Below are 16974 nucleotides of genomic sequence, written 5' to 3' on the forward strand. Positions count from 1 at the left end.
GAGTTGATCGAAAGAAAAGGGCCCGCGGGCCCGCAGCAAGCTGCACGAGGAATTTAATCTTCCTGAACAGAGGTTCGGCTATTTGCCCTGGAACTTGGGCTTGCGCTTCTCCATGAAGGCCTGCCGGCCCTCGCGGAAATCGGCGCTGTCCATGCAGGCATGGCCGATCGCCTTGATGGCGTCCATGTCGCGCTGGCTTTCGTCCTTCAGCACCTGCGCGATCGTGATCTTCGCGGCCTTGATCGCGAGCGGGGCGTTCTCGGAGATGGCCTGCGCGATCGTCATCGTCTCACCCCACAGCTCATCGATCGGGAACAAGCGCTCGACGAGGCCGATACGCAGCGCCTCCGCGGACTCGATGCGCATGCCCGTATACATCAGCAGCCGGGCCCAGGACGGGCCGACCAGCGACACCAGGTGCTTCAAGCCGTCATAACCATAGGCGATGCCGAGCCGGGCTGCGGGAATGCCGAACTGGCTGCCGTGTGCGGCGAGGCGGATATCGGCGAGCATCGCGATCTGCATGCCGCCGCCGAGACAGAAGCCCTCGATGCAGGCGATAGTCGGCTTGGGAAAGTCGGCGAGCAGGGCGCGCTGGGCCGCGCTGCGCTTGGCGTATTCCTCGGACGCCGCCGCGTTATGGCGGGTCTTCTCGAACTGGCTGATGTCGGCGCCGGAGACGAAAGCCTGGCCGCCGGCACCGCGCAGGATCACGACGCGCACCGTCTCGTCGTCGCGCAAGGCCGTCAGCGCCCCTCCAAATCCCTCCCACATCTCCAGCGACATCGCGTTGCGCTTGTCGGGATTGTTGAAGGTGATCACGCCGACGCCGTCAGTGACGTGCTTGAGGATCTTGCCGTCGGCGTAGGATTTCTCACTGGAAGTGTCGGGCATCGCGCGCTCGCTTGTCATTGACAAGATGCAATGTGCTGCGGCGGCACCGCCGCGGTCAACGGCAACAGGCGAGGCAGCTTGCATCCGCCTGTGCCGCCATTGCATGACGGCGGTGCCGCTGCGTTCGCAAGACAGGACGAGCGACAGGGAAATCGACAACAAAAAGAGGCGGTCAGGCCGCCCCGAGAAGCGAAGGCCGCACGCGGAGAGCGCGCGGGCCAAGACGGACGCAAGGACATGCGATCCGGGTCTCGTTCAATCCGGCCGCGCCCCCCTGGCGCGGCGGATTGAAGATCGGCCGTAAAGGCAGATCGTCGGTCGATCTCAGCTTTCGTTCGCTGCGATCGATTCCATCAACGAGACGAGCTGACGCTGCACCGTCTGGTCCTTGATCTTGCTGTAGGCGCGCAGCAGGCGAAGGCTGAAGGCCGAATCGAGGAAGAGCAGGCTCTCGACTTCGCGCGCCTTGTTGTCGCCGTCGTAGAAGAAGGTCACCGGTACGTCGAGCGCGGAGGCGATCTGCTGAAGCCGAGCCGCGCCCACGCGATTGACGCCCTTCTCGTACTTCTGCACTTGCTGGAAGCTGACGCCGAGCTTCTCGCCGAGCTCGGCCTGCGAGATCTTCATCTCGACGCGCCGCAGGCGGATCCGCTTGCCAAGCTCGATATCCGGCTTGCCGGCACTACGCTGCTTCATCCTCTTTGCCGCTGCTTTCATGTTCGTTCTCACCTTTGTTCTTCGGTAGAAAATCCCCCGAAGAGCTGGGTCAGGGGTTCGCCCATATACGAGTCCTTGAATTCATGCGGGTGCACGAACTCTTCCTTAAACCACGGGAAACGAGCTGGACTGAAAGCTTCGATCAGCCAGTCGATCATGTGCCGCACGCGCGGAATACGGCCGCTACCGGGATGGTAGGACAGCCAGATATCCAGCGGCCGGTTCAGCTCGACCTCCAGTGGAATCAACTTCCCCCCAAGCGCAATGGCGTAGCTGGGGAAGACGCCGATGCCGGCGCCATTCGCGACCGCCCAATAGTTGGCGCTCGAGACATTGGTCTTCATGACCAGAAGGTCCCGTTCCGAAACGCCCGGGAAGAAGCTCTCGAAAGATTCCTTGGCGGCGAGCTGATCGGCGAATTGCAGCACCAGGCGATGCTTGATCAATTCCGCGGCCGTACGCGGCGCGCCATGTTTTGCGATGTATTTCTCGGAGGCCCAGAACATCAGGTGCATGCGGCCGAGCCGCACCAGCTTGATGTCGAGGGCCGAGGGACGCGACAGATGGATGGCGACGTCTGCCTCGTGGCGCGAGACATCGGCCGAGCGCATCGCGCAATGCAGGTCGACCAGGATCTTCGGATAGGCCTGCTGGAACTCAACCAGGCGCGGGGCGAGCCAAAACGTGCCGAGCCCCTCGGTGACGGCGACCCGGACCTCGCCGGACAGCGCGTTGGCCATCGAATCGCTGGCCCGCAGCACGTCGAAGGTGGCAGCCTCCATGCGCTCGACGGCGGACACCACCAGCGCGCCTTCATCGGTCAGATGGGTGCCGTGGACGTCGCGGGTGAATAGCGTGGTGCCGGTCTGGCGTTCGAAATCGTCGATGCGCCGGCGCACGGCGTTGATCGACAACGACAGGCGTTCGGCCGCCGACCGGAAGCTTCCGCATCGGACGACTTCAAGAAATATGCGGGCCGCATCCCAATCCGAGAGGCCGCTGAGATTTGTCTTTTGGCGTTCCGTCAGAGGAACGCCCCTTTCCGCCAAGGAGTGCATACAAGTCCTTTCGGACTGCTAAACTGGCAGAATCCAGCGCAAACCACAACCACTGCGGGTTGGGGATGATGAGTTTTGAACTGTCATCCTTACTATCTAGTGGGGTGGTATTTAGATGCTGGCATGGGCTGGGAATTTGGGTGGATTTGTCGCCCGCATAAGGGGTGTGGCGTGAGTTCCGTTGCAAGCCGTGAAAGGGCTGCGGGATTGCAGGCGCAGTCCGCAATGACTGTCTTTGCGCGCAAGCCGGCGTCGTTTCCTTCAGTGGATCAATTGCAGCGCGCCAAGCGTTCGCTTCCGAACTGCCTCGCGCATCGTCAACAGCGCGACGCGGCGATGGTGGCCGGAACCGCAGTTCCGCGACAGAAACCCACCGAAATCAGGTTCAGAGGCGCAGTGGCCTCATGCTATCCTCGGTATTCCAGGGGTGCCGAGGGGGTCGTCACAATCACGTCTCGCAGGCCGAATTAACGGAAAGAACGCCGGTGTCGCATTCAGACGAACAGTTGCAGTCGGTGCTGGAAACGCTCGAGGAGTGCCGCAAGGTTCTCAATGCGTGCAACAGCCGGGAGTCGGCCGATCTGCTGTCCATAGTCATCCTCGACGTCAGGATGAAGCTCAAAGGAATAGACAGTGCCGATCTCAAGGCATTGTGCGACGAAATGCTGCGGAGCGCTGCGAGCGCGCCGCCGCCCCCTTCCAAGCAGACGCAGGACCAGCCCCGGCGTCCGCTGCTCCGCGTGGTGAAGTAGCCGCGCCGCCGAACCTCGCTTTTTGGCGAGATTTGTGCGCGTCTCGATGCCGCACCTGTGATCGCAGACGGCATCGAGAGGAGCCCTGGTTTCGTGCGCCTCTGTTGCGCATTCTCCGGCATCGGCTACACCAGAGCCGGTTCGGCTCCGGCCGGGCGCATTTCCCGCGCGCCGTACCGGTACCTGAGATGGCTCAGACGGCATCATGCAAAATGTTTCGATCCCGGCGGCGCTGATTGCCGGCCTCGTCAGCTTCCTTTCGCCTTGCGTCCTGCCGCTGGTCCCGCCCTATCTGATCTACCTCACCGGCGCCACGATCGAGCACGTCGAGAGCGACGAGCCGCCCTCGGCCTCCAAGCGCGCAATCCTGATGTCGGCGCTGCTGTTCGTGCTGGGCTTCTCCACGGTGTTCGTCGCGCTCGGCGCCAGCGCCTCGCTGATCGGCGGGCTGATCCGGGCCTGGTCGGCGGAGCTGTCGATCCTCGCCGGCATCGTCATCATCGTCATGGGCCTTCACTTCCTCGGGCTGACGCGCATCGGCCTGTTGATGCGCGAGGGACGGCTGCCGATCCCGAAGCCGGTCGGCCTGTGGGGCGCCTATATCATGGGGCTCGCGTTCGCCTTCGGCTGGACGCCCTGTATCGGCCCGATCCTCGCCGCGATTCTGTCGATCGCTGCGGCTGAAACCACGGTGACGAAGGGCGCGGGCCTGCTCGCGGTCTATTCCGCGGGCCTCGGCATTCCCTTCCTGATCGCCGCCCTGATGATCGAGCAGTTCTCGGCGCTGTTCGCGCGCATGAAGGGCCATCTCGTCAATGTCGAGCGCGCCATGGGTGTCCTGATGGTGATCACCGGCATCGGCTTTCTCACCGGCGCGGTCTCGAATGTGAGCATCTGGCTGCTGGAGACCTTTCCAGCGCTGCAGACGATCGGCTAGCTCCCACGGGAACCGGGTTTTCACGGATGGAACCGCTGAGAACCGTCAGGCATGCTGCCTGAGAGCGGCAGGCTCCCCAAACCTTTCCGATCCCGAGGCGTTGGAGCAGGGACAGCCGCATGGTGGGAGATCACGTGACCAAGACGGTGCGCCTAGAGCCCATATCGGGCAACGTGGCCCTGGTGGCCTGGCAGTTCGCGGGACAGCCCTTGCAGGAGTGGCCGAGCTGGGTTCAGTCGAGTTGCTCGCTTCAGAAGGATGCCGAGGGAAAATTCGAGCTTCGGCACGAGCGGCGTAGCGGCACCCAGATCGTCTATCTCGGCGAGTGGCTGGTGCGAGATCTAGATGGCGGCGTCGACTTCTACACCGACACCGAGATCTGGGCGCGGTTCGCCGCGAAACGCTGAAGCGCGACGAGATCGCCGCGCATCGTGCGTCGCGCCTTAGTCTCACTTGCTCGAGCTTCGGGCGATCAAAAGCCTGTGTCGTCAGTGGGGCAAATAGCCTCGCCGGTAGGACTCACCCATGAAATGCAATCTGTGGTAATATTTCCTTGTACTGCACCCTGAGGGGCAATTTTCAAAAGCCTATACTGAAACGGGAATTTCAACCCAATCGACAACTTCGTCGCCCCTCTCCCCGCAGCATTTTAAGGTAGGAGCAAGCGATGGGAACCGAGGTCAACGTTCATCCCGGTCACGGCAAGGCCGGACGTCAGCCGACACGACAATTCCTCGATACGCTTTCCGGGCACGATGACCCGGGCATGTTTGGTCGGATGTTTCCGACCCTGGAGCCGCTGGCCGTCGACGACGGTCCGCTCCATGAACTCGCCGATGCGATGAAGGACCCCAACCCGGGCGATCCCGCGGGAAACAATGCCAACGTACCGGCCGGCTTCACCTATCTCGGCCAATTCGTCGACCACGACATCACGCTCGACCTGACCTCCTTTGGCGAGAAGGAAGCCGATCCGACGGCGGTCACGAATTTTCGCACGCCCGCCCTCGACCTCGACAGCGTCTACGGTCTCGGGCCGGACGGAAGCCGCCATTTGTACGCGCGCAATTCGGCCAGCGACACCGGCAAGACTCCGGGTCCCAAGCTCCTGATCGGCAAGACCGTCAACGTCGATGACATCACCGGGGACCATCGCAGCGACCTACCGCGCAATCCCGAGGGGTTTGCCCTCATCGGTGATCATCGTAACGACGAGAATTTGCTGGTCGCGCAAACCCATCTTGCGATGCTGAAGTTTCACAACAAGGTCTGCGACCAGCTCGCGGCGTCGGGCAAGCCGCAGGGCGAGATCTTCGAGGAAGCGCGCCGGATCGTGACCTGGCACTATCAGTGGATGGTTCTGCACGATTTCGTGGAGCGGATCACCGAAAAGGGGATCGTCGCGAAGATTCTCGAGCAGGGGCGGCGCTTCTACCGCTTCAAGAAGACACCCTACATGCCCGTCGAGTTTTCCGCGGCGGTCTACCGTCTCGGCCACAGCATGGTTCGGCAGGTCTATAGCCACAACCGGATCTTCACGCCGGGCGGCCTCGCTCCAGCGACGCTCGACCTGCTGTTCAGGTTTACCGGGCTCTCGGGCGGAATCATCGGCGATCTCGCGCCTAATCCGATCCAGCCACCGCTCCCGCTTCCGGTGCTCTCAAGCAACTGGATCATCGACTGGCGGCGCTTCTACCAGATCCTGCCGAACAATCCTCCGGGCGTGGGGTTCAATCCGTCGCGCAAGATCGATCCGTTCGTCGTGCCGCAGCTCCACACCTTGCCGGGCGATGGCGGCAGCCTGCCGTTCCGCAACCTCAAGCGCGGCGTGCTGTTGGGATTGCCGTCCGGACAGGACGTCGCCAAGGCCATGAAGATCAAAAATCCTCTGACCCCGGCCGAGATCTCCAAGGGGACCGACGGTGCCGTGGCGAAGAAGCATGGTCTGCACGAGCACACCCCGCTCTGGTACTACATCCTCAAGGAAGCGGAGCAGCGGGGCGGCGGCGAAAGGCTCGGACCGGTCGGGGCGACGCTGCTTGCCGAGGTCTTTGTCGGCCTCGTCCATGGCGATCACCAATCGTACCTCTGGCTCAAGGGCAAGAGCTGGAAGCCGACGCTTCCATCGCAAGTGCCGGGCGAGTTCACGATGGCCGACCTGCTGCGCTTCGTCGGTGATATCAGCCCGATCGACGGCATCTCGACCGTGTAGAACGTGATCCGGAACGCGTGAAGCGATTTCTCCGGAATGCCCGAACGATGAGCTCAAGCGCGATGACGATTTGTTTCAGTCTCATCGCGCTTGGGACGTTCGGCGATGTCCTTTCGTTCACCGTGCCTCGTCCAGCGTGCAGACCACCGTGCAGACCACGCCGCGCGGCAGGAAGTCGACGGTTGCTTCGCCGTCGAGCTGGTCGCGGGCGCTGCGCTCGATCAGGCGCGAGCCGAAGCCGCGCCGCACCGGCGCCGTCACCGGCGGTCCGCCGATCTCGGTCCAGATCAACCGGAGCCGCGGCTTCGGCGCATCGGTGACGACCTCCCAGTCCAGCGTCACCCGCCCGGTTTCGTTGGACAGCGCTCCATACTTCGCGGCGTTGGTGGCGATCTCGTGCACGATCATCGACAGCACCACGGCAAGCCGCGGCGACAGCGGCACGGCGGGACCGGCCATGCGGATGCGGTCGGGGCTGCTCAGCAGGAACGGCTGAAGCGCGCGGGCGATCACGTCGCGGAGCTCGGAGCCCGCCCATTTCTCCTGGCTCAGCAGGTTGTGCGCTTCGGCCAGCGCGCCGAGCCGGCCCTCGAACTTGATCCGCTCGTCCCGGCTGGCGCTGCGGAAGGTCTGCACCGCGATCGCCTGCATCAAGGCCAGCGTGTTCTTGACGCGATGGTTGAGCTCGTCGATCAACAGATCGTGCAGCATCTCGCCGCGTGCGATCGTGGTCGCCATCCTGACGGCGAAGGTCAGGCCGGTCAGCAGCAGGATGCCGCCGATCAGGCTGGTGATCGCGATGTTGCGCCAGAGCGGCGCGATCAGCGAGCTCTCGGCGACGCCTGCCACGACGGTCCAGCCGGTCAGGGGCGACTTGGTAAAGGCAGAGGATAGCGCCACCCCGTCGAGCGAGACGGTCGAAAGGGCGGCCTCCGAGGTGCGGGACATCGCATCGTAGAGCGCCCCGGAAGCCTGCTTGCCGACCGTCTCGCTCGGGTTCGGTGCGCGCGCGAAGACGATGCCCTTGGTGTCGAGCAGGGATACGGTCCAGAGCTGGTCGGGCCGTTGCTTTTCCACCAGCTCCTGGAAGATGCCGATCGGCGGGCTGAAGCAGAGGTCGTAGATCACCTCGCCGTCGCGGAACACCGGAACCTCGACGGTGAGCACCTGCCGCCCGTTGATCGCGCTGATGAACAGGTCGGAATATTGGGGCGACCTGTTTGTAAACACTCTCTCGATCGTCTCGAGATGGCTGCGCGGCGGCAGGCTTGCGGTGTCCTCCGTCGCGGAGGAAAACAACAGCCGGCCCTTGCGGTCGGAGATCAGCACCAGACCGCCCTTGCCATATTGCTCGACGAAACCGAGCGCGATGCGGCGGAAGGTCTGGAAATCGTCGTGGCGCAGGGAATTGGTCAACGCGAGCACCTGCAGGCCGCCGGTCATGCGCTGAACCTCGGAGTCCAGGACGAGGCGCATGCTGCGCACGTTCGCCACCACCCGGCGCGTCGCGTCGCTGCGGTCCTGCTTGTAATTATAAACGGCAATACCGACCGCAAAGACGATCAGCGGCAACATCGTTCCCGTGACCAGAAGAGCGAGCCGGACCGGCAGGGTAAGCTTTGACAAGCGCGGGCGTCCCGGTTCCAGCGCAGCGGCGCCGGATTATGATTTTGGGAGGACCATACGGGCGCGACTTGCGCGGCGCCACGATTTTCACATCCGGCGGCATTGATCTGATCGGCCATATGCACCAGGCCGCGTGCCCGCAGAGGCGCGAGTTGCAGTGCAGCAGGTCGTGGCGGGGAGCCCTGCGACGAAGGAGTACCCCCAGCGCAGGCGAAATGACTTCCGTCCCGCCGAGGTTTTTCATACGCTTCCTCTCGCAAGCCGCATACCGGCTGCACTCACGGCCCGGCGACAGGGTCGGAGCATCAAAGGGAGGGGAGACGATGAGGCGAAGGTCATTTCTCGCGGGTATCGGCGCGACCACTGCGGCGGCTACGATTGGCTTGCCGTCGATCCTCAGGGCGCAAACGCCGATCACGCTGAACGGCGCCGTGCAGTTCAACGACGACCACGCCTTCAACCGGGCTCTGCTCCGGTTCGAGGAGCTGGTGAAGAAGTATTACGGCAAGCCCGTCAATTTCACCCTGCACAGGAACTCTTCCCTCGGCCTCGAGAAGCAGTATTTCGAGTACATGTCGCAGGGCAAGGCGGTGGATTACGGCATCGTTTCGCCGGCGCACATGTCGACCTTCGCCAAGGCGGCCCCGTTCATCGACGCGCCCTTCGTGTTCAAGGGCATCGAGCACATGAACAAGGTGGTCGAAGCCAATATCCTGGCGCCGGTCGCCGACGAGGTCGCGGCGAAAGCCGAGGTCGTTCTCATCGGTTACGCTGGCGGCGGCATCCGCAACATCTTCGCCAACAAGCCGCTCAAGAACCTTGCCGACCTCAAGGGGCTCAAGGTCCGCGTGCAGGGCGCACCGATCTGGTCGAAGACCTTCGCGGCGGTCGGCATGAGCCCGACGGTGATCGCCTATAACGAGATCTACAACGCGATCCAGAACGGTGTGATCTCGGCCGGCGAAAACGAGGCGGCCGGCGTCGAGGCCATGAAGTTCTACGAAGTGGCCCCGCATCTCAACCTCACCCAGCACGCGGTGTCGATCCGGCCGATCTGCTTCTCGGTAAAGACGCTGAAGACCTTGCCGAAGGATCTGCAGGACGCGATCATGAAGGCCGGCAAGGAGGCCGGCGATTACGGCCGTCAGCTCGAGTCGAGCGAGGAGGTCGTCAAGCTCGACACGCTCGAGAAGGCCGGCAAGCTCAAGCGCGTCCCCTTCGAGGAGCGGGACGCCATGAAGAAACTCGCCGACCCCGTGATGGCCACCTACGCCAAGGAAATCGGCGCGGAAGGCATTTTCGAGAAGATCAACGCCGTCTGAGGTCTTTGCGTCCGCCGACAGCAGCCCCGGGCAGGCCCCGCTTCCTGCCCGGATGTGGCGGATGTTCTGCCGCTGGGAGTCCCAATGCCTGAAATGCCCGTCCCGTCCACACCGTCGCTGTGGCGCCGCGTCACGGCGGCCTATGCCAAATTGCTGGAATTCCTGCTGGCCGCCTGCGTCGGCATCCTCGTTATTCCGGTCACGCTGCAAATCATCTCACGCTACACGCCGTTCATTCCGTCCTACATCTGGACCGAGGAAATGGCGCGCTTCATGTTCATCTGGACGATCATGATCGGTGCGATGGTCGGCGTGCGCGAAGCGCAGCATTTCGAGGTTGACGTGTGGCCCGACCTGTCGCGGCGGTCGGAAGCCGCAGTGCGGATACTGGCGCGTCTCGGCATATTGGCGCTGGCGCTGGTGTTCGTAACGGCGGGCCTCGAGTTCACCCGCTTTGCCTGGAACAGAACGTCGGAGCTAGCGGATCTGCCGCTTTGGCTGATTCACGTGGCCTGGCCTGTTGCCGGCGTAACGTGGATCGTCTTCGCGGGCGAACAGATCATCGATGAAATGCGTGTTGTGGTCGGGGCAAGGCAATGAGCGGCAATGTACTCTCCGCCGGACAGGCCGCGATGGTGCTGTTCGGGGTCTTCGTCGGCCTGCTCATCGTGCGCGTGCCGGTCGCTTTCGCGCTCGGCCTTGCCTGCGTGCCGATCCTGCTGATCGAGCCGCATCTATCCTTGATGACGCTCGCGCAGGAAACCTTCAATGCCTACAATTCATTCATCCTGCTGGCGGTGCCGTTCTTCCTGCTGACGGCGAACCTGATGAGCATCGGTGGCATCACCGACCGCCTGGTGACGTTGTCGCGCTCGATGGTCGGGCACTGGCCGGGATCGCTGGCACAGATCAACGTCGTGCTGTCGGTGTTCTTTGCCGGTATATCGGGCTCCTCGACGGCCGATGCGGCGAGCCAGTCCAAGATCTTCATCGATGCGCAGAACAAGGAGGGCTACGACCTTTCGTTCTCCATCGCCATCACCGCGGTCTCGGCGGTGCTTGCAGTCATCATTCCGCCGTCGATCCTCATGATCGTGTGGGGTGGGCTGATCTCGACCTCGATTGCGGCGATGTATCTGGCCGGCATCGTTCCGGGCCTGCTGATCGCTGGCGCGCAGATGGTGACGGTGCACATCTATGCCGTGCGCCGGGGCTACCCCACCTATCCGAAATCGACCTGGGTCGAGATGGGATCCGCTGTCTGGCGGTCGATACCGGCGCTGATGACGCCGTTCATCGTCGTCGGAGGTATTCTGCTCGGCTGGTTCACCGCGACCGAGTCGGCCTGCGTCGCCGTGCTCTATTCCGTGGTGCTCTCGGCGTTCTTTTACCGTGAGACGGGGATCCGCGAGTTGTACAGGGCCTTGCTCGACACCGGCAGACTTGCCGGCGTGGCGCTGTTTTGTGTCGGCACCGCGAGTGCGTTCGGCTGGCTGCTCGCCTATTACAAGATTCCGCAGGAGCTGCTGGCCAACGTCTCGACATGGGGCATGGGCGCCGTTGCGGCCGGCTTCTTCATCTCCTTCTGCTTCCTGGTGGTGGGCTGCTTCCTCGACGCCATCCCGGCCATCATCATCGTCGGCACAGTGCTGGAGCCGCTCGCCAAGTCGGTCGATCTCCATCCGGTCCAGTTCGCGATCATTTCCATCGTGTCGCTGGCCTTCGGACTGGTGACGCCGCCCTATGGCCTGTGTCTGATGATCGCCTGTTCGATCGCGGGCGTACGGCTGCGCTATGCGCTGAAGGACACAGTGATCATGCTGATCCCGATGCTGCTGGTGCTCGCGGCCGTCATCGTCTGGCCGAGCGTGTCGCTGTTCCTGCCGCGTCTGATCGTGCCGGAGATGCTCAAATGAGCCTCGGCAAATGAGCTTCCGAGAGTGCGATCCCGCGGACGACGGCCGCGGGACCCGGGCCATTGGCTACAGATTGCTCTCGGTGATGGCGGCGTAGACCATGCTGCGCAGCTCGCGCCGGATCGGATAGGCGCTCGACGGCAGCACCTGCGTCATGAAGATCGCAATCAGCTCCTCGGCCGGATCGATCCAGAACGAGGTGGTGGCGGCGCCGCCCCAATTGTATTCGCCGGGGCTGCCGGCGATCAGCGTCTCGGCCGGGCGCATCGTCACGGCAAAGCCGAGGCCGAAGCCGATGCCATTATAGGTCGCTTCGGAGAACAGCGAGCGGGATACCTCCGGCAGCGCATGGCCGCCCGGAATGTGGTTGGTCGTCATCAACGCCAGCGTCTTCGGTCCGATCAGCCTGACACCGCCGAGCTCGCCGCCGTTGAGCAGGGCGCGGCAGAAGGTGAGATAGTCGGCAACCGTCGAGCACAGCCCGCCGCCGCCGGAGATGAAGGAGGGCGGGGTGAGGAACGAGCTCGTCGCCGGATCGTCCTGAAGCGTCAGGCCCTCGCGCCGCTGGCCGGCGTGGAAGGTCATGCCGCCGCCGGGATCGGCGGAATAGCAGGCGGCGAAACGATGCGCCTTGGAGGCCGGCACATGGAAATCGGTGTCGGTCATGCCGAGCGGGTCGAGGATGCGTGATTTAAGGAACTGCTCGAAAGGCACCCCGGAGATCTTGCCGATGAGATAGCCGAGCACGTCGGTCGAGACCGAATAGTTCCAGGATTCACCGGGGGAGAATTCCAGCGGGATCTTGGCAAGGCCCTCGATCATGGTCTGCAGCGTGCCCGACTTCTCGACCTCGCCGATCTTTTCAGTGCGGTAGGCGGCATCGACATTCGAGCGCTGCTGGAAGCCGTAAGTCAGGCCGGAGGTGTGGCGCAGGAGGTCGACGATCAGCATCGGCCGGGACGGCGGCCGGGTCAGGAAGGCCGGGTAGGTGCCGGCAACGAAGACGCCGAGATCCTTCCATTCCGGAATGTACTTGGCGACGGGCTCGTCGATCGCGACGAGGCCTTGCTCGACCAGCATCATGAAGGCGACGCTGGTGAGCGGCTTGGTCATGGAATAGATGCGGTAGATGGTGTCATCCTTCACCGGCAGCTTGCGCTCGACATCGGCAAGGCCCTGGACCGAGCTGTGCGCGACCTTGCCGCGGCGGTAGACCAGAAGATGCGTGCCCGGGAAGCGGCCGGCATCGATGTACCGGCTCTTCAGATGCGCATCGATGCGGTCGAGCGCGGCCTTGGACATGCCGACGGATTCGGGCGAGGCGGGGGTGGGCGCGAGCATCAGTTTCCTCCGGGCGATTTTGTCGCTCCGTTGATAGCGAAATGACGGCTGCATTCCAAGCCGCTCGCGCTTAACGCACGGGTGCCAGCTGGTGTAGGCTGTCCCTGGAACGCCGCCAAGGAGCCCCCGGGGGCGAACGAGAAGAACACAGGGCAAGCCATCATGACCCAGTTCAACGAGACCGATCTTACCGAAGCCGTCGTCAAGAGCTTCGACAGCACCCCCAATCCCCGCGCGAAATTCCTGCTCCAGGAATTGGTGAAGTCGCTGCACGATTACGTGAGCAAGACCGGCCTGACTTTCGAGGAATGGGACTACGCGATCGATTTCCTGACCCGCACCGGGCAGAAATGCACCGACACGCGCCAGGAATTCATTCTCCTGTCTGACGTGCTCGGCGTGTCCATGCTGGTCGACGCGGTCAACCATCGCGACCGCGAGGGCGCGACACAGACCACCGTGCTCGGCCCGTTCTATGTCGGCGAGCACAAGGTGACCGCGCACGGCACCGACATCTCGCCGCACAACCAGACCGGCGAGAAGATGTTCGTGCAAAGCCGCGTTACGGATCTGAAGGGCAAGCCGCTCGCCAACGTCCCCGTCGACGTCTGGCATGCCGATGATGACGGCTTCTACGATTCACAGAAACCGAACTATGACGAAGTCGGCGCCTCGGCGCGGGCGCGCTTCATCACCGACAATGACGGCCGTTTCTTCTTCCGCACCATCCTGCCTTGCAGCTATCCGATTCCGACCGACGGCCCGGTCGGCGAGATGATCGTGCAGACGGGCCGCCATCCGATGCGCCCCGCGCATGTGCACTTCCTGGTCAATGCCAAGGGCTTTGAGCCGCTGATCACCCACGTCTTCATCGGCGGCGACAAATATCTGGATTCCGACGTGGTGTTCGGCGTGAAGGACGATCTCATCGCCAAAGTCGAGCCGCGCAACGACCCTGAAATGCCGGACGGCACGAAGGCGAGCAGGACGTGGCACCTGATGACTTACGAATTCCACCTCAAGCCCGGCGGCGGCATGGCGCCGAAGCCGCTGGGGGTGAGGGCCGAGGAGCCGGCGTGACGGCCAGCTGGAAAGCGCGGCAGCCTTGGCGCGGAGGACGGCCGCTGTGCTCTTGAAAGCGGTGCAATCACGGAGCTCGATCAATCTCCTGCCAGCGACCACACTTGGTAGGCTGATCCCGATTCACCAGCCCGAGTCTAACTGAGCCCAAGTCAACTTAAGTATGGCCACTTGATACCTGCGTGCGATGGCGCCGACCAAGTGCTTGGTGCTACCGATATATCCAGAGTGAAAAGCAACGGAACCGGCCCTGCGAGCCGGCATTTGCGGGACAAGGCCGGCGGCGTAGTGCCCGCCGGCCCTTCTTCCGATCCAGCGGCGCTTTGCCGCTCAACCAATGCTACCGCCCTGGTTGGTGCAGAGGGTACGCCATGAGAAACATCGCCGATCTTCTGATGCGGTTCTGGCAGCCGGCCCCCGCGTCCCAGACTCAGGTTGCGACTGCGGTTGCAAACCGAGATCGATCCAGTATGGCAGATTTTGTTCGGATCCTGCAGACCTACGATCAAGCCCAGTCGGGCAGGAATTAGGGGCGACCGCGTCGGTCCGTGATAACCGCCGTTCAGGGGCATTCGCGTCGACGCGACCGCATTGCTCGACAGGGCCCGTCAGGGAGAAATCTTGAAGGCTCGGATCTAGGCTGCGCAACGCACAATGCGTTGCACTATCATCGATCGCGATTGGGAACCCATTCCTCCGCGGTAACGTCCCAATGATGTGTGTCGTCGAAGTGCTTCCAGGGTGGCCGCCTTCGCTTGGTTTCATCGTCCTGTCGGTTTGCATTCGACGTGCGGAGTCTGACGACCAGCGTTCCAGCCATCATTACCCATTCGCGAGTGCTGTATCGGGAGTTCCATTTGATTGCCGCGAACATTGGATGCCTCCTTCAAATAAGAAGCTTTCGCCACATTAGCCCGGCCAAGAACACAGGAATGTAAACCACTTCACAGTCAGTCGGCATCTTCGACATGGCCGCGGGCGATCTCACTGAGCGATGGCCACACTATGTTCGCACGATATTGCGGCGTCCGGCTCGGGTCACGCTGCCGCGCGATCAAAACACACGCGACGAAACGTAGCATTGTACTTGTACGCGAAGACGCGTCCTTTTGACAGAGTGCATGTCAGCGCTGGTGAGCTGTGCGCTCGATAGAGGTCAGGGCATGCTTGAGCTTTGGAACAGCTGGTACGATACCCTGGTCTCGGTGGAGGCGCTTGCCACGGTCATCGTCATTGTCCTAGTGGCTGCGGGCGCCATTACGCTGGCGGAGAGCCGGCGGCGATAAACGCGTCCGACAAAAGATTGATTTAGGAGACCCTGACCCTTCCGCCCTTAGGTCCTATCGCGCGTGCAGCAGCGCCAGCAGCACGACGACAGCGCAGGCAAGCGCGGCCGAGGTCAGCTTCCAGAACATCAGCGGGCTGCGCTCCAACAGCGGCGTGATCCGCGTGTCGAGATAGGCCGGATTGGGCGTGCGAAGCTCGAACACGAACTCGGAAAGATCCTCGTGCCGTTTGTAGGGATCGGGATGCAGGGCGCGCCGGAGTGCGCCGTCGACCCAGGCAGGCACGTTGCGGTCATCGTCGGCCGGGCGGTATTTGAGCCGCCGCACGTCCGCCTTGCGGCGGATCCTGGCGATCTGGGCGCCGTAGGGCAGCTTTCCCGTCAGCATCTGGTAGCAGATCACGGCCAGCGAAAACATGTCGGAGCGCGGCGAGCCGCCTTGCCCGAGAAAATACTCCGGCGCCGTGTACTGCATCGTTCCCAGGATTTCGTCGGCCTCGTCCGGCGGCGCGGCCTCGGCGACGCCGGCGACCCTGACCGATCCGAAGTCGATGATCTTTGCGGTGCCGGTCTTGTCGATCAGGATGTTGTCGGGCCTGAGGTCCTGGTGCAGCATCTCCATGCGGTGGAAGGCGCGCAGGCCCGCGGCGATCTGCTCAATGATGCCGCGCACGGTTTCGAGATCGGGGCGCGGATTGTCGGTCATCCACTGCTTCAATGTCTGCCCCTCGACGAATTCCGTCGCGACGTAGAGATAGCTGCGACGGCGCGATTGCGACAGCGGCTTCAGCACATGCGGGCTGTCGATCCGGCGCGCGATCCATTCCTCCATCAGGAAGCGCTTGAGATAGGCGGCGTTGTCGCGCAGATCGACCGAGGGCAGCTTGAGCGCGACCGGCTGCTCGGTCTCGGTATCGACCGCAAGGTAGATATGGCTGCGGCTGCTGCCGTGGATCTCGCGGACGATCCGGTAGCCGTCGAAGATCGCCCGCGGCTCCGGCAGCGCGGGAAGCGGCAATTCCGCGGTCTGATTGAAGATGCCGGCCGGCTCGCGCTGCGGCACGGCATCGATGCGAATGATCTGGACGGTGATGTTGTCGTCGCTGCCGCGCCGGTAGGCTTCCTCGACGATCGCCCTGGCCGCTCCGTCGAGCTCGGCGGCATGCTCGCTCAGCGCGCTCGTGACGAAACGCGCGTCGACGAATTCGTAGGCGCCGTCGGTTGCCAGCAGGAAGGTGTCGCCGGCCTCGACCTCGAACGCCTGGTAGTCGATCTCGAGCTGCGGATTGATGCCGAGCGCGCGGCCGAGATAGGTCTGCTCGGATGAGACGATGATGCGGTGATCGTCGGTCAGCTGCTCCAGTGCCTTGCCGGCGACGCGATAGATGCGGCAATCGCCGACATGGAAGATGTGCGTGGTGGTCGCCTTGATGACCATGGCGCTGAGCGTGCAGACATAGCCCTTGTCGCGGTCATAGGCGTATTGGCTCTTGCGCGTCTGCGCGTGCAGCCAGGAATTGGTGGCATTCAGCACGCGGCGGGCGGACGTCTTCACCGTCCAGGATTCCGACGTGCAATAATAGTCCATCAGGAAGCTCTTGACCGCCGACTCGCTGGCGATCTGGCTCACGCTGCTGCTCGAGATGCCGTCGGCGAGGACCGCGGCGATGCCCTTCAGGCTGAGCAGCGGCTCCTGCGGAATCAGGACGCCGTGAAAATCCTGGTTGACGGGCTTGCGGCCCTTGTCGGAGTGCTGGCCGACCGAAATCAGGAGTCCGCGGGTCATCGTCGTCACCAGGAGAGGGGAGCCTCACCCTGATCGGGCGAGGCTCCC

Annotated in this window: 15 protein-coding genes; 9 read left to right on the forward strand and 6 right to left on the reverse strand. The window is 63.1% G+C overall.

What is annotated here, in order from left to right; all coding sequences use genetic code 11:
• Nucleotides 1-78: 78 nt before the first annotated feature.
• The 3 genes from AC066S_RS04255 to AC066S_RS04265 all read right to left on the reverse strand — a co-directional run bounded on the left by AC066S_RS04255 (nt 79) and on the right by AC066S_RS04265 (nt 2669).
• Nucleotides 79-894, reverse strand: a complete 816-nt coding sequence (locus tag AC066S_RS04255) for an enoyl-CoA hydratase (RefSeq protein ID WP_126256536.1) — start codon at nt 892-894, stop codon at nt 79-81.
• Nucleotides 895-1218: 324 nt separating this feature from the next.
• Nucleotides 1219-1590, reverse strand: coding sequence for a helix-turn-helix domain-containing protein (locus tag AC066S_RS04260; protein WP_020608151.1), 372 nt, complete (start codon nt 1588-1590; stop codon nt 1219-1221).
• A gap of 29 nt (nt 1591-1619) precedes the next feature.
• Nucleotides 1620-2669: a LysR family transcriptional regulator gene (locus tag AC066S_RS04265; RefSeq protein WP_126256534.1), complete on the reverse strand. Its 1050-nt coding sequence runs from the start codon at nt 2667-2669 to the stop codon at nt 1620-1622.
• 485 nt (nt 2670-3154) lie between these two features.
• Here AC066S_RS04265 and AC066S_RS04270 point away from each other — a divergent pair, with 485 nt between their 5' ends.
• From AC066S_RS04270 to AC066S_RS04285, 4 genes are all read left to right on the forward strand, one after another.
• Nucleotides 3155-3421 (forward strand): hypothetical protein, encoded by a 267-nt coding sequence (locus AC066S_RS04270; RefSeq protein WP_126256533.1) that lies wholly within the window; start codon nt 3155-3157, stop codon nt 3419-3421.
• Nucleotides 3422-3626: 205 nt separating this feature from the next.
• Nucleotides 3627-4358 carry a cytochrome c biogenesis CcdA family protein gene (locus AC066S_RS04275; protein WP_126256532.1) on the forward strand — a complete coding sequence of 244 codons (732 nt, stop codon included), beginning with the start codon at nt 3627-3629 and terminating at the stop codon, nt 4356-4358.
• Nucleotides 4359-4477: 119 nt separating this feature from the next.
• Nucleotides 4478-4765: a hypothetical protein gene (locus tag AC066S_RS04280; protein ID WP_235884998.1), complete on the forward strand. Its 288-nt coding sequence runs from the start codon at nt 4478-4480 to the stop codon at nt 4763-4765.
• Between the two features lie 260 nt (nt 4766-5025).
• A complete protein-coding gene (locus tag AC066S_RS04285) occupies nt 5026-6570 on the forward strand; it encodes a peroxidase family protein (protein WP_478268983.1) in 1545 nt (514 codons plus the stop codon).
• Between the two features lie 117 nt (nt 6571-6687).
• Here AC066S_RS04285 and AC066S_RS04290 read toward each other — a convergent pair whose 3' ends face one another.
• Nucleotides 6688-8145, reverse strand: a complete 1458-nt coding sequence (locus AC066S_RS04290; RefSeq protein WP_126256758.1) for a sensor histidine kinase — start codon at nt 8143-8145, stop codon at nt 6688-6690.
• Nucleotides 8146-8519: 374 nt separating this feature from the next.
• Between AC066S_RS04290 and AC066S_RS04295 the strand changes: the two genes are divergently transcribed.
• From AC066S_RS04295 to AC066S_RS04305, 3 genes are all read left to right on the forward strand, one after another.
• Nucleotides 8520-9518: a TRAP transporter substrate-binding protein gene (locus tag AC066S_RS04295; RefSeq protein ID WP_126256530.1), complete on the forward strand. Its 999-nt coding sequence runs from the start codon at nt 8520-8522 to the stop codon at nt 9516-9518.
• Nucleotides 9519-9602: 84 nt separating this feature from the next.
• Complete coding sequence (locus tag AC066S_RS04300) at nt 9603-10118, forward strand: TRAP transporter small permease (protein WP_126256529.1); 516 nt, start codon at nt 9603-9605, stop codon at nt 10116-10118.
• Complete coding sequence (locus tag AC066S_RS04305) at nt 10115-11434, forward strand: TRAP transporter large permease (RefSeq protein WP_126256528.1); 1320 nt, start codon at nt 10115-10117, stop codon at nt 11432-11434. The genes AC066S_RS04300 and AC066S_RS04305 overlap by 4 nt, the downstream gene beginning before the upstream one ends.
• 66 nt (nt 11435-11500) lie before the next feature.
• Here AC066S_RS04305 and AC066S_RS04310 read toward each other — a convergent pair whose 3' ends face one another.
• The gene (locus AC066S_RS04310; RefSeq protein ID WP_126256527.1) at nt 11501-12775 is read right to left on the reverse strand and encodes a serine hydrolase domain-containing protein; all 1275 of its coding nucleotides are present in this window, start codon (nt 12773-12775) and stop codon (nt 11501-11503) included.
• Nucleotides 12776-12937: 162 nt separating this feature from the next.
• Here AC066S_RS04310 and AC066S_RS04315 point away from each other — a divergent pair, with 162 nt between their 5' ends.
• Nucleotides 12938-13855: an intradiol ring-cleavage dioxygenase gene (locus AC066S_RS04315; protein ID WP_478268984.1), complete on the forward strand. Its 918-nt coding sequence runs from the start codon at nt 12938-12940 to the stop codon at nt 13853-13855.
• A gap of 1163 nt (nt 13856-15018) precedes the next feature.
• The gene (locus tag AC066S_RS04320) at nt 15019-15141 is read left to right on the forward strand and encodes a hypothetical protein (RefSeq protein ID WP_283810149.1); all 123 of its coding nucleotides are present in this window, start codon (nt 15019-15021) and stop codon (nt 15139-15141) included.
• A 54-nt stretch (nt 15142-15195) separates the two neighbouring features.
• Here AC066S_RS04320 and AC066S_RS04325 read toward each other — a convergent pair whose 3' ends face one another.
• Nucleotides 15196-16926 carry a bifunctional protein-serine/threonine kinase/phosphatase gene (locus AC066S_RS04325; RefSeq protein ID WP_478268985.1) on the reverse strand — a complete coding sequence of 577 codons (1731 nt, stop codon included), beginning with the start codon at nt 16924-16926 and terminating at the stop codon, nt 15196-15198.
• Nucleotides 16927-16974: the final 48 nt, after the last annotated feature.

This window comes from Bradyrhizobium sp. CFUWI, from assembly GCF_056429085.1.

Excerpts from the sequence above, each read along its gene's own strand:
- AC066S_RS04305 (WP_126256528.1), top strand. The coding sequence starts at position 10,115 with ATGAGCGGCAATGTACTCTCCGCCGGACAGGCCGCGATGGTGCTGTTC.
- AC066S_RS04265 (WP_126256534.1), bottom strand. The coding sequence starts at position 2,669 with ATGCACTCCTTGGCGGAAAGGGGCGTTCCTCTGACGGAACGCCAAAAG.
- AC066S_RS04255 (WP_126256536.1), bottom strand. The coding sequence starts at position 894 with ATGCCCGACACTTCCAGTGAGAAATCCTACGCCGACGGCAAGATCCTC.
- AC066S_RS04315 (WP_478268984.1), top strand. The coding sequence starts at position 12,938 with ATGACCCAGTTCAACGAGACCGATCTTACCGAAGCCGTCGTCAAGAGC.
- AC066S_RS04280 (WP_235884998.1), top strand. The coding sequence starts at position 4,478 with ATGGTGGGAGATCACGTGACCAAGACGGTGCGCCTAGAGCCCATATCG.
- AC066S_RS04310 (WP_126256527.1), bottom strand. The coding sequence starts at position 12,775 with ATGCTCGCGCCCACCCCCGCCTCGCCCGAATCCGTCGGCATGTCCAAG.
- AC066S_RS04320 (WP_283810149.1), top strand. The coding sequence starts at position 15,019 with ATGCTTGAGCTTTGGAACAGCTGGTACGATACCCTGGTCTCGGTGGAG.
- AC066S_RS04275 (WP_126256532.1), top strand. The coding sequence starts at position 3,627 with ATGCAAAATGTTTCGATCCCGGCGGCGCTGATTGCCGGCCTCGTCAGC.
- AC066S_RS04300 (WP_126256529.1), top strand. The coding sequence starts at position 9,603 with ATGCCTGAAATGCCCGTCCCGTCCACACCGTCGCTGTGGCGCCGCGTC.
- AC066S_RS04295 (WP_126256530.1), top strand. The coding sequence starts at position 8,520 with ATGAGGCGAAGGTCATTTCTCGCGGGTATCGGCGCGACCACTGCGGCG.
- AC066S_RS04325 (WP_478268985.1), bottom strand. The coding sequence starts at position 16,926 with ATGACCCGCGGACTCCTGATTTCGGTCGGCCAGCACTCCGACAAGGGC.
- AC066S_RS04290 (WP_126256758.1), bottom strand. The coding sequence starts at position 8,145 with ATGTTGCCGCTGATCGTCTTTGCGGTCGGTATTGCCGTTTATAATTAC.
- AC066S_RS04285 (WP_478268983.1), top strand. The coding sequence starts at position 5,026 with ATGGGAACCGAGGTCAACGTTCATCCCGGTCACGGCAAGGCCGGACGT.
- AC066S_RS04260 (WP_020608151.1), bottom strand. The coding sequence starts at position 1,590 with ATGAAGCAGCGTAGTGCCGGCAAGCCGGATATCGAGCTTGGCAAGCGG.